This window comes from Leptospira kanakyensis, assembly GCF_004769235.1.
In the GTDB taxonomy this organism is placed as follows: Bacteria; Spirochaetota; Leptospiria; order Leptospirales; family Leptospiraceae; genus Leptospira_A; species Leptospira_A kanakyensis.
Map to the genome: position 1 here is coordinate 1 of NZ_RQFG01000024.1, position 13,907 is coordinate 13,907.

General features: G+C 33.1%; 17 protein-coding genes. All 17 read left to right on the forward strand.

The window, feature by feature from the left end; translation table 11 throughout:
• The first annotated feature begins 70 nt into the window (after positions 1-70).
• Positions 71-1,339, forward strand: a complete 1,269-nt coding sequence (locus EHQ16_RS19340; RefSeq protein ID WP_135638924.1) for a hypothetical protein — start codon at positions 71-73, stop codon at positions 1,337-1,339.
• A gap of 260 nt (positions 1,340-1,599) precedes the next feature.
• On the forward strand, positions 1,600-2,745 hold the full coding sequence (locus EHQ16_RS19345) for an IS91 family transposase (RefSeq protein ID WP_135633701.1): 1,146 nt from the start codon (positions 1,600-1,602) through the stop codon (positions 2,743-2,745).
• Positions 2,746-3,061: 316 nt separating this feature from the next.
• Positions 3,062-3,361: a type II toxin-antitoxin system Phd/YefM family antitoxin gene (locus EHQ16_RS19350; protein WP_135633703.1), complete on the forward strand. Its 300-nt coding sequence runs from the start codon at positions 3,062-3,064 to the stop codon at positions 3,359-3,361.
• 2 nt (positions 3,362-3,363) lie between these two features.
• Positions 3,364-3,810 (forward strand): PIN domain-containing protein, encoded by a 447-nt coding sequence (locus tag EHQ16_RS19355; RefSeq protein WP_135633705.1) that lies wholly within the window; start codon positions 3,364-3,366, stop codon positions 3,808-3,810.
• 262 nt (positions 3,811-4,072) lie between these two features.
• Positions 4,073-4,450: a type II toxin-antitoxin system RelE/ParE family toxin gene (locus EHQ16_RS19360; RefSeq protein ID WP_135633707.1), complete on the forward strand. Its 378-nt coding sequence runs from the start codon at positions 4,073-4,075 to the stop codon at positions 4,448-4,450.
• Positions 4,416-4,733, forward strand: coding sequence for a helix-turn-helix domain-containing protein (locus EHQ16_RS19365; protein ID WP_135633709.1), 318 nt, complete (start codon positions 4,416-4,418; stop codon positions 4,731-4,733). The genes EHQ16_RS19360 and EHQ16_RS19365 overlap by 35 nt, the downstream gene beginning before the upstream one ends.
• A 201-nt stretch (positions 4,734-4,934) precedes the next feature.
• Positions 4,935-5,747 carry an exonuclease/endonuclease/phosphatase family protein gene (locus tag EHQ16_RS19370; RefSeq protein WP_135633711.1) on the forward strand — a complete coding sequence of 271 codons (813 nt, stop codon included), beginning with the start codon at positions 4,935-4,937 and terminating at the stop codon, positions 5,745-5,747.
• Between the two features lie 14 nt (positions 5,748-5,761).
• Positions 5,762-6,166, forward strand: a complete 405-nt coding sequence (locus EHQ16_RS19375; protein WP_135633713.1) for a hypothetical protein — start codon at positions 5,762-5,764, stop codon at positions 6,164-6,166.
• A 286-nt stretch (positions 6,167-6,452) separates the two neighbouring features.
• Entirely contained in the window at positions 6,453-6,974 is a 522-nt protein-coding gene (locus EHQ16_RS19380) for a hypothetical protein (protein ID WP_135638926.1), read from the forward strand.
• A gap of 289 nt (positions 6,975-7,263) precedes the next feature.
• Positions 7,264-7,926, forward strand: a complete 663-nt coding sequence (locus tag EHQ16_RS19385) for a hypothetical protein (protein ID WP_135633719.1) — start codon at positions 7,264-7,266, stop codon at positions 7,924-7,926.
• 543 nt (positions 7,927-8,469) lie between these two features.
• Complete coding sequence (locus EHQ16_RS19390; RefSeq protein ID WP_135633722.1) at positions 8,470-9,366, forward strand: AbiTii domain-containing protein; 897 nt, start codon at positions 8,470-8,472, stop codon at positions 9,364-9,366.
• A 204-nt stretch (positions 9,367-9,570) separates the two neighbouring features.
• The gene (locus tag EHQ16_RS19395; RefSeq protein ID WP_135633725.1) at positions 9,571-10,383 is read left to right on the forward strand and encodes a hypothetical protein; all 813 of its coding nucleotides are present in this window, start codon (positions 9,571-9,573) and stop codon (positions 10,381-10,383) included.
• Positions 10,384-10,575: 192 nt separating this feature from the next.
• Entirely contained in the window at positions 10,576-10,980 is a 405-nt protein-coding gene (locus EHQ16_RS19400; RefSeq protein WP_135633728.1) for a hypothetical protein, read from the forward strand.
• Positions 10,977-11,327, forward strand: a complete 351-nt coding sequence (locus EHQ16_RS19405) for a hypothetical protein (RefSeq protein ID WP_135633731.1) — start codon at positions 10,977-10,979, stop codon at positions 11,325-11,327. The genes EHQ16_RS19400 and EHQ16_RS19405 overlap by 4 nt, the downstream gene beginning before the upstream one ends.
• A gap of 198 nt (positions 11,328-11,525) precedes the next feature.
• Complete coding sequence (locus EHQ16_RS19410; protein ID WP_135633734.1) at positions 11,526-12,062, forward strand: hypothetical protein; 537 nt, start codon at positions 11,526-11,528, stop codon at positions 12,060-12,062.
• Positions 12,052-12,618, forward strand: coding sequence for a hypothetical protein (locus EHQ16_RS19415; RefSeq protein WP_135633737.1), 567 nt, complete (start codon positions 12,052-12,054; stop codon positions 12,616-12,618). Before EHQ16_RS19410 ends, EHQ16_RS19415 begins: the two co-directional genes overlap by 11 nt.
• A 192-nt stretch (positions 12,619-12,810) precedes the next feature.
• Positions 12,811-13,665: an FRG domain-containing protein gene (locus EHQ16_RS19420; protein WP_135633741.1), complete on the forward strand. Its 855-nt coding sequence runs from the start codon at positions 12,811-12,813 to the stop codon at positions 13,663-13,665.
• Positions 13,666-13,907 lie beyond the last annotated feature (242 nt).

Below are 13,907 nucleotides of genomic sequence, written 5' to 3' on the forward strand. Positions count from 1 at the left end.
AGCGTCGTGCCAATCCCTAACGTCCCGTCCGGGACTCAGGGCCAGCCTACGTCGGTTAGTCTAGTTCGTTATGCGTAATCGTTTTAAAAATATGAATTTAGAAAATGCGATTGAAAAAACAGAGGAAAGAATAAATATTTCGATTTATCTTTTAGTAATATTTGGTGTTTTAATTCTTTTTTCAGTGTTTGAAAATGTTATCAAAATCCAAAAAAACAAAAACGACAAAATACTTAAAAGCCTATTCATAAATTATTCTTCAATTATTAAAGAAAGGGAATCATTAAAAACTCAACTAAATGATTTCCTTAATCAAACGTTTCAAATAAAATATGAAAATTCGTTTCAAAAATATTTTAAAAAAACAGACGATCTAGGAAAACTTACGTTAAAACATGATTTTATCAATATTGCTACCAATGGAATTTTTAATATTGAAATCACTAGCCACGGAGAATACACTTATCGAACTTACACAGAATTTAATGAATACTGGGAAAAACTAGACGATAGTTTCTTTTTAATAAAGCATGAAACATTATTGGAGAACGTCGACAATATAAACTTCGCATCCTTGTTTGAGGAACTAAATAAAAAAACAGACTCAATCTTAATATTTAACAAAGAAAGCAAAAAAATCAAACTAAAGAACTGGCTAAAGCTTCAAAATTTTTACTTAAGCAATAAAGAAGCGGAGGCGAGGTACAAAGCACACCGTGATAACATTCAAGAAATTTCAGATTTAAATTACGATGAAAAAACGTTACCAAAAGAAGAGATTGAAATTTTAAAAATAAATTCTCAGAAAATTGAAAAAATAAGTAGCGAACTTGATTCACTTGATGATCTACATAGCCAAAATTTAACCGCACAGCTAATTCATTTAGATAATTTAAAATATAGAGAAAAATTAAACGAAAGAAAAGAAGAATCAGTAACTTTTGGAATATTTACAATTCAATACAAATTTTTAACTTATTTTTACCCTCTTTTATTCATATCGATATTACACTGGATTCTCTTAAACTTGAAAAGATTAAAATACCTTTATAATGAACTGCCACTAAACACTAGCTTTTATACTACACTTTTCCTAAACTCAAAAAACGAATTCTCTCTATACACGTTATATACCTTAATTGGAATTCCTTTTCTTTCAAGCATATCTCTATTTATATACTATCTGTATTTTAACGATGAACTCAGTGTTTACTTAGAAACTAAATTATTCTTCTCTGAAATAAAATATCAATTATCTATTTCATTGATTACAGCACTCTTAAGCTTCATTTATTTAATACGCATCACAAAATATCTTAGAAAAATCAAAGCAAACTAGCAAAAACGACTACGCATAACAGCGTGTAAACGCTGCGCTTCGGCACTTACGGCCTCGCTTGGTCTGCGACACATTCCCCTTCTGGCATTCGCTCGCATACGCAAGCTACATGCCAGTCCCTAACGTCCCGCTGGGACTCAGGGTCGGGAAACGTCGTTTACACTAGTTCGTTATACGTAATGACCCAAATCATATCTTTATGACTGTTTTGACATAGAAAAATAGGATACCAACTCTGCACTTTTTGGACATCCTTGTGCATGGACATACAAGATATCTTTATCAAAAACATCGATTTCATTCAATCGGCTAGCCTCCCTAAGCATGTTAAAAAAACGGCTCTCGATATTGCACAATGCAGAACTAATGCTATGAACGGACATCTTTACCAATGTCCAGAAGAACACTTCTCTGTTTTTCTTAGAAATTCCTGCAATAACAGATTCTGCCCTAAATGCCAATACAGAAATAAAGAGCTCTGGAATGAGGCCACCAAAAACTTGATTATTAATACTGATCATTACCATCTTGTCTTTAAGTTACCTACTTTCTGTTATCCTTCTGTTACTACTTTTTATAAAGACTTTGTAAACTTACTCTTTGAGGCTTCAAAAAAAACTATTTATAAAATATTAAATCTCTCTTTTGATAAAAATGTTATACCTGGATTTATCATGGTTTTACACACTCATGGCAAGCTTAATCAATTCCATCCTCACATTCATGTTCTTATCACTGACGGTGGTTTGGATAAAACTAACAACAACTGGGTTCTTTCACAAAACAATCTATTTGATTTCTACCACTTCAATTCTATTTATCAAATCATACTTAAAAAAGAACTTCTCGCTTTCTATAAAAACCATCTATCTCTAGGAAACTCTTTTCTAGAGTTAATTAATTCTAATTACAAAATGTTCACTTTTACTTCAGAAAAAATATCTGATCCGTATCACGTCATCGACTACTTTACTAAGTCAATAAAAGGGTCTAATTTAAAAGAGCAGGATCTTACTATCGATGACAATCTTATCTCTATGAATATAGGTAATCTTTCTTCTCAATTGTCCCAAAAAAACTTCATTAAACGTTATCTTTTACATGTGCTACCTATCGGAACTAAATCAATTCGCTACTTTGGACTGTATTCTCATAAAGCTAAGAAATACCTTAATTCTGCTAAGTTACTCTTCCCTGGTTCCAGTAACTTCGATTCCATTACAAGCATTCATCCGGAAAGCTTAGAACATGAATTTGACTATTTACCTTACAAGTTTTGTCCTATCTGCAAGAAACATATGATCTTAATCGAGAAAACTTTGCCTTTCCAGATGCCTCTATTTGTCGGACATACTTTTGGAGACGAACCACCTAATCTGGAATTCTTTAACTCAATAGCGGCTTAAATTTATGACTCATTTTTGGGTATACATTCTCCATTACTCTCCAAAACTGGGTCACTACGTATAACATCCGCTAACCACTTCGCTTCGGCACTGCCGGCCTCGCTCGGCCTGCGGCACATAGGCTTCTGGCACTCCCCTTGCTTACGCAAGTGTCGTTCCAGTCCCTAACGTCCCGGTCCGGGACTCAGGGCCAGCCTACGTCGGTTAGTCTAGTTCGTTATGCGAAATGGGTTAAAATTTAAATTTAAAAAGAATAACGAAAAATAAAACAAAATTTACGACTTGACTTTGTAGTCACCGTGACTACCATTTCCTTATGAAATCAATCGGGATAAAAGACCTAAAAAATAACCTGAGTAGTTACCTGGAATTCGTTAAAAAGGGTGAAACTATTGTAATTTTTGATAGAAATAATCCTATAGCTGAAATCAAAAAATTTTCTCCTATTGAAAGTAAAACCGATTTGTATATTAAAGAAGCCACTGAAAATAATTCTCTAATACCAGCTAAAAAATTTAAACCTGTAAAATTGCCTAAATCTCTAATCATTAAAGGTCTTTCAAAAGATGAAATATCTAAAACTTGGAAATCTATATATAATGAAGAGAGAAATTAACTTTGGCGTTATATATCGATAGTAGTTTTTTATTAAATATTATCTATTCTGAAATAAACTCTGATAAATACTTAGAAATCTTCAATTCACATGAGAAAAAATTCAGTTCAATCCTTTTAGAAATAGAAACTTATAGATCAATAAATCTCTTTTACAATTTAAATCGAAAATTACTAAATAAAGCATGGCTAAATGAATACGAAGGGACTTTAAATGAATTTCTCGCTCAAATTAGTTTAAAAAACGTAGATTTTGATGTACAGTCTGAAATAAAAAAGAATAGAAATATATTGGAACTGAAATCTCTTGATGCGACACACTTAGCTACTGCAATTCATTTTAGAAAAATGATTTCAGAAAATTTAATAATTTGCACATTAGATGATAAATTTCGCACAGTCTCAAAAAAATTTGAATTCAATATTCTACCAAAAAGTATAACTAAATAACCCACTACGCATAACAGCGTCTTCCCGCTACGTTTCGGCACAAGGCCTCACTCGGCCTTCGGCAAATTCCCTTCCGGCACGCTTCTCGCTCCGCAAGAAGACGCGCCGACGCCAACGCCTCCTACAGAGGCTCGGCTACAGGGAACTTCGGGAAGACTAATTCGTTATACGACATGTGGCATAATTAAACTTCAATTCAAACACCGGTATTTTCGAAATTAAAGATATTGACATTGTAACGCCATCCCGTTACACCTAAAAAGTGAAAGAATTCACAGCCTATAAAGGCGAAAAATTTATCATTGAATGGTATTTCGATGAGCATAAAAATTCTGAAGTTTTAGATTACTTCAATAATTTATCAGAAGATTTTCAGATTAAAACCTTAGCTTTATTTAAAAGATTTGCTGAAATCGGCGAAATTAAAGATAAAACAAAGTTTAATTTTGAAGGTGATGCTTTATTCGCATTTAAACCTGTTCCTCATCGATTCCTCTGCTTTTTTGTGAAGGGAAAAAAGATAATCATTACGAATGCTTTTCACAAAAAAACAGACAAATTACCAAAGAACGAAAAAATTAGAGCAATAAAAAGAAGGGAAGATTATGAAAAACGAGTTAAAAAAAGTATCTACTACTAAATCTACATTTGATCGTTTAATGAAAAACAAATCCTTCAAAGATAAATTTGATAAGGAATACGACGCTTTAAATCTTTCCGAGACGCTAATCGAATTAATGGAATCTCAAAAAGTTTCCGTTAGGCAACTTTCAAAAAAAGCAAATGTCTCAAGCACTGTTATACAAGAAATTAGAAGTGGAAAACAAGATAATCCAACTTTACTAGTTCTTTCCAAATTAATTCACACTTTAGGTGGTGAAATAGTTATTAAGAAAGGAAAGAAAACATTAGCTAGTGTATAAGCCACACGTCGTATAACAGCGGCGAATCGCTTCGCTTCGGCACTTGCGGCCTCGCTCGGTCTGCGACACATAGGCTTCTGGCACTCCTCTTGCATGCGCAAGCGTCGTTCCAGTCCCTAACGTCCCGTTACCGGGACTCAGGGCCAGCCTACGTCGATTAGCCTAGTTCGTTATGCGAAATGAGATAGAATTAAAACAAATATGTTCAAAATATTATTCTGGAATATAAAACAAGCAAATATAGGAGATTCTATAGCATCCTTAGCAATTGAAAATGATCTAGACCTAATACTCTTAGCAGAAAATAACTTTTCTCACGTAGGAAATTTCCTAGGCGAACTAAATAAAACTAATTATAAATATAGCTTGATTCAAAATTTTTCATCAAACGACAGAAATGTATATTTCAGAGCCAAATCAAATTTAATCAACCGCATTGAAGATGGGTTACACCATACAGTTTTGCATATAAATCTTCCTGGATTACCTGACTTTAATATAATCTTAGTACACTTGATTAGCAAATTATTTTTTAGTTCTGAAAGCCAATTTGCCGAATTGGCTAAACTAAATGAAATAATTTTAAAACAGGAAACAAAGGTTCAACACAAAAGAACTTTGCTAATAGACGATTTCAATATGAACCCATTCGAATCTGGAATGGTAAATTCTACTACTCTTAACGCAGTTTCTAATAGAACTATTGCTTCGAAAAATTCGAGAAAGGTTTTAGATAATAATTATTACTATTTCTATAACCCGATGTGGAATTTCTTTGGAGATAAAAACAAAGTTTCTGGAACTTACTATAATAATAAAGCAGAACATGTGAAGCATTTCTGGAATATTTACGACCAGGTTTTAATAAGGCCTGACTTAATCCAAAACTTTTCACTTGATTCTCTCAAAATAATCGATACGATTCAGTCAAAACCAATTGTTACAAAGAGTGGAATTCCAAATAAAAATAAATTTTCAGACCATTTACCGATATACTTCGAATTAAATATTTAAAAAAGGATAATCAAATGGAAGACTTATGGCCAGATAATTTTAATCTAAAAGACAACATACGAACACCTTCAAAAATACTTGAAGAACAAGGAGATATCTTAGAAAAAAAAACAAGTGGAAAAATACAAGGATTACTTCATCAAACTAAGTCAGCTGCAATGGCAAATGATATAATGGAATATCACTTTGGAATTTATTCGAAAACTTTAAATTACTTTTATTCCTTTATGTCGATTAGGCATAAAATTGAATTATATCCAGTAGAAATAACCACTGATTATGAAATTTCTAAACAATTACAATGGAGATCAGAGAAAATCGAGGCAACAAATCAAAGCGAGTTCATCTTATTACTATCTGAAATTTTTAAAACTGACAAAGTCACTCAAGTCATAGCGGCTATGTTTGCCCAAAGTTAAATATAACACCTATCTCACTTCGCATAACAGCGGCTTCTCGCTTCGCTTCGGGACAAGCCCTCGCTCGGCCTGCGGCAAATTCCCTTCCTGTCACTCGCTCGCATACGCAAGCTACGTGCCAGTCCCTAACGTCCCGGCGGGACTCAGGGTCAGGGAACTTCGAGAAGCCTAGTTCGTTAGTCGCAATTGCTTAGAAATTTTTATATAATTGAATAAAAAGAAATAAAAAATACAAATCACTGCTATACTAAAATACAGAAACTACAAAAAGGACACTTCAAAACAAATGAAAAAAATTTTAATAACAGCAACTTTATTAATTTTCACTATCCAACTTTCAGCAAAGACTCATACCCTTGACGATGGTAAAATTTCATTTGAAGCAAATGATGAATTTCAAGCTTTTTCACAAGAAATAATCGATAAAAAATACCCATCCAAGCGTGCTCCAAAATTCGTTATTGGAACTAAATCAACAAAAACTTCCATTGGTTTCGATATCAAAAACAACAAAATTGAAGAAGCTAATTTGGACGACTTCAGAAAAGGAATGTCTGAAAGTTTCGACAAAATTATTCCAGGTATTGTTTGGATTAAAAATGAACTCATTAATATTAATAATAAGAAATTTATTCTCTTTAATTTTAAATCCAATGCTATTGATACACAAATTAACAATACGATGTTAATTACTAACTATAATGGCAACATGTTAATTTTCAACTTTAACTCAACTATTGACGAATATCCTAACTACAAAAATGAATTTAACAACATTATTAACTCAATAAAAATTGAAGAAAAATAATCATTTACTTATTTATTCAAATTAAATTTTAAATATATGCTATTAAAGAATTTAACAATTAAAAAGCAAACTAACGCTTAACAAGCAACTGCGACTAACAGCGTCTTCCCGCTACGTTTCGGCACAAGGCCTCACTCGGCCTGCGGCAAATTCCCTTCCGTCACGCTTCTTGCTCCGCAAGAAGACGCGCCGACGCTAACGCCTGCTCCGCAGGCTCAGCTACAGGAAACTTCGGGAAGACTAGTTCGTTATACGACATGATTTAAATTTTTCCAATAACCAAAAAAATATGATCACACCTTCAGATTCTGAATATAAAGATACAAAACTAATACGAAAGGGTAAAAAAAAATTAAATCAACCTTTCTTAGAGCTCTCTAACTGGATCAATAAAAAATACGCTGTTAAATGTATTAATATTATATATGATAAAATTATACCTGACAACAGACCTAGATTACAGGTAATACTGGAATACGAAAAAGATTATTTGTTTTTTTCTACTCCAGATGGATTTAATTTTAATGATGTTCTACAAGATGAAATATCTCATAAATTTATTGATATTGTAAACAATAACAGCTCATATAAATTTGAAACCAATTCAATCTTTACTGTTTTTTCCTGTTTTGAGTCAATCGCCAAAATTGAAGCTAACATGTCAATTAAAGAAGATGAAATCGAAAACCTTCTAACAGAAATAAATGATCCGAGTTTATGGAAGATAGAAAGATGTTTTGAATCAACTGTTTTCTTCTTTTATACTAATTTTCAAAAATATAGTTCTCAAATATTCCAAAGAAGATCGTTATATACAAAAAAATATTTTAGTATATTAAAACAATACGACGAATTTAATTATTTAACTTTAGAAAACTTATCAATAGGATTAGACAGTAAAGAGAATTTTGAAAAAAACTTCAATGGTAGTTGGTTTAACTATTGGAGATAATCGCTCAATAAAATCACGTCGTATAACTACCGCTAACCACTTCGCTTCGGCACTTCCGGCCTCGCTCGGCCTGCGGCACATAGGCTTCTGGCACTCCTCTTGCTTACGCAAGCGTCGTTCCAGTCCCTAACGTCCCGTCCGGGACTCAGGGCCAGCCTACGTCGGTTAGCTGAGTTCGTTATTTGCAATGTTCGATAATTAAGTTTAAAAATCTTTTCAAATGTATTCCTTTACAAAATTGAATACTAAAAAATTAGAAATTCTTGGAATAAAAAAATAAGGAAATCAAGGAAAAGAGAAACAATATTTTTATCTCTTTACCTTTCTTTAAAATTCTATACTAAACATCGAACACTGCAAATAACAACGGCTAACCGCTTCGCTTCGGGACTTGCGCCCTCGCTTGGTCTGCGACACATAGGCTTTTGTCACTTCTCTTGCTTACGCAAGCGTCGTGCCAATCCCTAACGTCCCTTCCGGGACTCAGGGCCAGCCTACGTCGGTTAACCTGATTCGTTATACGAAATAGCGCAAGGATTGAAAATGGATTCAACAATAAAAATAATATTAAAAGAAGCTTTGGATACATCAACTAATGTTTCCGATTTGATTAGGAAAACTTATGTCGTTGCAAATCAATTAAATTTAAAAGATATCACTTTATGGGCGCACAATGAACTCTACGGATATAAAAGAGAAACAGATTTACCAAACTACAGAACCCTCCCATGCGAAATAAAAGTTTTTAATCCTTATCATGGATACCAGCCATTAATCATACAAGACGCAAAATTATCAAAATTACTTTCAACTGCTCCGATTCCACTTCCTATTCATGATATCGAAACTCTTATAAACACAACAGAAAAAAATGGCACAAATTTCGCAACAGCTAGGTTACCAGATGAAATTAGAAACTTTCTTATGAATGGTATGAACGTCTCGTTGATCCCTGAAGCGCATCTATCTATTCAGGCAATACACGGTTTATTAAATTCAGTAAGAAATACAGTTTTAGAATGGATGTTATTACTCAATAAAGACGGAATTTCCGGTGCAGATCTATTATTTACAGAAAGCGAGCGAGAGAAAGCATCTGCACAAACAATTACATACAACCTAGTTGTTGACCAATTAATTAACTCTCAAATTCAACAAGGCACTACCAATTCTTCTCAGAATTCCATAATAGATATAAATGCTTTAAAAGAATGGATATCAAGTGTTGAAAAAGGAATATCAGAACTTGGAATTAGACAATCAGAAGAAGAAAAACTGAAAAAATATATTAAATTACTACAAGAAGACCTAACTAAAGATCCAAACTTTAATATTAACAAAGCTTCAATTTTCACAAGTATTAAAGCAATTCTCGAAGGTGCAGGCGGTAATTTACTTGCTTCCGGAGCACTTTATCAGCTAAGTAAATTTCTTAGTTGAATTTGCGCTACTTCGTATAACAGCGCATTAACGCTTCGCTTCGGGACTACGCCCTCGCTCGGCCTGCGGCACATAGGCTTTCTGTCACTCGTTTGCATCCGCAAACTCCGTGCCAGTCCCTAACGTCCCGTCCCGGGACTCAGGGTCAGCCTACGTCGTTAACGCTATTTCGTTATGCGAAATTATTTTAAAGGTATCTAAAAAATGAAAATATCAACAATATTCTTAATATCACTTTCAATATTAATACCATCTGGCCTTTTCACTTTTTTCATAAAAGGAACTCGCTCAATTCAAGAAACCAATTTCACCTTACAAATAAATCAGCCATTAGAATTGCAAAACAAAAGTAAAGTATTGCTATCAGATGAAAGTATAAAGAAACTAAACGACGTCATAAACCAAACAAATTCGATTCCTAACGAAGAAAGATTACTTATAATTTTCGAAAGAGAAAGAGAACATTATATTCTTCTAATATCACTCATTACAATAATACTTACCATAATGTCTATTTATTTCATTTTTACAAGATTTGTCGAAAAGGAAGAATATGAAGAATTAAAAATAATTACTAAAAACATGCGAGTAAACTACGAAAACATTCTAAATGACATAAAATTCAATTTAATAGTTCAAGAAGTTATCATAAAAACAGATCTTTACAATAAGACACTAACCTTAATCGATGACGAAACAATGAAAGTTGTAAATAACCGCGAGGATTTTGAAAAATACATATTCGATCAATACAATGAATTATTTAAAGAAATTGCAATCTATACCTCAAATACTAATTTTAAAAAAATCTATGCTCCTACATTTAATTATATGAATGCTATTATGCGGTATGGCTTTGCGAAAAAATTCCTTTCAAAAGAAGAAAGAAATATAGATAAAAGCATTTTTTTCAAAACACAAATACATCACATTAAGATTATATTTGGAAATAAAAAATACCTTGAATTCAGAAATTATATAAAATCTGGTTTACCAAATTTCAATTTTCCAAACTAAAATAACTTCGCATAACAGCATATTACCGCTTCGCTTCGGGACTTCGCCCTCGCTCGGGCTACGCCAAATTGTCCTCCTGTCACTCGCTTGCATAAGCAAGCTCCGTGCCAGTCCCTAACGTCCCGTTCGGGACTCAGGGTCGGACAACTTCGGTAATACTAGTTCGTTATGCGAAATTAAGCAAATTTTATTATGAAAAAAATATATCTAATATTCTTTAGTTCTATCTTCTTTCAATGTCCAATCATTAATAACAATATATTCAAAAAAATAGAAACCAAATCAAATATCCATTCTGAACGCATACCTATTATTTTATACTTTGGCGACTCTAGCAAATTAAGCATAAATAAACAAAACTTTTATCAGGATTACTGGACTGACACTGATTTGCAAATTTATCGAGTGGATAACAAGATACAATATTTTACACCTCTGCATCTAGAGGAGGGAGATATTCTCGAAGAGTTAACTTATTACAATTCAAAATATTACAAAACTGATTTTAAAGCTTTTATCTTTCCAATTTTTGGAACTATTGAAACTACTGATGATAAAATCATAGCTACTGGCTATTTGAGGAAAAAATTAAAATGAAAATTTTTTCAATATCTACGGTATACTTAATAACCATACTTATTCTTCATAATTGCATTATCCTCACCACAACCAATGTTAAAAATTGGAGTTCAGAAAAAGAACACGCGTTGGGTAATAAAATTCTATTTAATAAAGATACAAATAAATTCGAAACAACACCTAATTTTCAAGGAAAGATAATCTATCTCGGTGATATTTTAGTTACAAAAAGAAACAATCAAATTTCAACTTTGGAAATTATTTGCTTTTCTGATACTGAAAATTCAAAAGAATATTTAAAGGCAACTTATTATTACAGAGTTTTCAGAGAAAAAGATAAACTGTGTATAGAAAAGGCAAATTAAAAGTGCTTAACTTCGCATAACAGCGTCTTCCCGCTACGTTTCGGCACAAGGCCTCACTCGGCCTGCGGCAAATTCCCTTCCGGCACGCTTCTTGCCCAGCAAGAAGGCGCGCCGACGCCAACACCTACTTCGTAGGCTCGGCTACAGGGAACTTCGGGAAGACTAGTTCGTTATACGCAATGGCTCAATAATTCAAAAATGGAAACAATATTATCTATAATAGCCCTAGTAATCTCTTTTCTCTCAGCAGCAATTTCAATTTGGAGTGCAAACTCATCACATAAAAGTTACTTATTATCTAAAAAAGAATCATTAGCAAAAGAAAAAGAAATTTCAGCATACATAGATGAAGGATATATTTTTAAGAACACAAAAAACGAGAAAATTATAGGTTATAAATTAACTTTATCTAACAATTCAAGTATAAACAATGTTTTTAAATCTATTTCATTGACCGTATCATTTGTAAGAAAAAATGACTCAATCGGAGAAATAATATTTGTCCATGACATATCATTAAAAGACAAACTAAAGAATGAATTAAACAGCGTATTCGATATTCCTGAAAAAATAGATTCATATGACGCAGTTACCAAATGGGCCTTATTCAAATTTGATCCGTCAACCTTTAAACATGGAAAAATAAAACATTATGAAATCTCAATATCAGATAAATTCGATAAACGCAAAAATATCATTTCTTATATTCTAAAGGAATTCTCAAATGCTAATTAACTATAAAAGAATGACACCACTTGATATAATTGCAGATGGCTTAATAATAAATTCGTCTGTAGGAGAATTAAGACCTATACCAGCAGTTATTATAGATAGTCAAACAAGGCCAGAGATTTCCGAATTTATAGATGCGCACATCAATCAACCACCAGGCGATATAACTGTTCAATGGGGAGAGCAAGCATTTAGCAAAAATAATCTAATACTTCTAATAATTGCTTCAAGGCCTGTAAAACTAGAGTTTGGAATTCGATTCAATATATCAGCAAATTACGCTTTAATAAATGGAATCATTAGAAGTAATGCAATGTATCTACAAACTGGTCTAAAAGGAGATAAAGTAAGCAATAGAATTGGCACTTCACAGATTCTACTTGAAGTTGGAGATACTGGCTTTGAAATAAAATGGAATTCTATACTTTTAAACTTTCTAATAAAGAATTTCAAAGGAAAAGGATTTAAAAAAGAGCAAGCAAAAATTGCAGCACATAAAGAAATATCAACTTTGAATGACCTTTTAGACATACGCCAAAATAACATTAAAAACCAATAAACGCCACAGCGTATAACAACGGGGAAACGCTGCGCTTCGGCACTTGCGGCCTCGCTTGGGCTGCGCCACATTCCTCTCCGTCACGCTTTCTTGCGATCGCAAAAAGCGCGCCGACGCTAACGCCTGCATCCGCAGGCTCAGCTACGAGGAACGTCGTCTCCCCTAGTTCGTTATACGCCAGTGCACAATCTAATGATAAATAAAGTATACATTATTAATACAGAAGATGAACTAAATGCTAAGCTCTCGGAGTTAGAAACATACGCTAGTTTTTGGGTATTTAGAGGCGAAGCAGATCAAAATTGGGAGTTAAAAACTAGCATAGATAGGGCTTCCGAAAAAATACCGAGACTACCTTTCAGTGAACTTGAATCTATATGGCAAATCAACAAAACTAGACGAATTTATCCGGAAATTAAAGATATAAATCCAACTGATTATTTAGAGATCTTATCTTTCCTTCAACATCACGGAGTACCAACTCGACTGCTCGATTTTACAAGATCACCATACCTTGCTCTATACTTTTCATTTGAAGATTTGGATCAAAAGTCCGAATACACGACAATTTATGGATTCAATGCAGCTTTTTTTAGAAGTAAATTTTATGAATGCATAAAGAAACAAGAAGATCATTTCACAAAAGAAATAGATTACAACTTTTATAAAGAAGATCTAATAAACTGGGGAAACATAGAATACTTTCCTCGCTTGTATAATGAAATAATAAATCCGGACAATATTGACTTTGTACTTCCAGTTGAGCCAGATGTATTCAACCAAAGAATATTTGTCCAACAAGGACTTTTCTTTCTGCAAGGATCAACGCAAAAATCTTTCTATCAAAACTTAGAAATTTATCAAGAAAGCGACCTAGATAAAAATACATTTAAGTTAAATATAAATAGAAATTTACAAAATAAAATAATTCTTAAACTGGCGAAAATGGGAATAACTCCATACAGTTTGTATCCAGGAATAGAAGGACTTTTAAAAGATATGAAATTGACACTATATAGAGATTATTATCAAATCTTTGGAATTTAATAAAAAAGTGCACCAGCGTATAACAACGGCTACTCACTGCGCTTCGGCACTTCGGCCTCGCTTGGTCTCCGACACATTTCCCTTCTGGCATTCGCTCGCATACGCAAGCTACATGCCAGTCCCTAACGTCCCGTTCCGGGACTCAGGGTCGGGAAACGTCGAGTAGACTAGTTCGTTATGCGAAATCTCTTAGAAAATTCTTTTTAACAAAAATAACTCAAAAAAAGGAAATTTTTAATCTT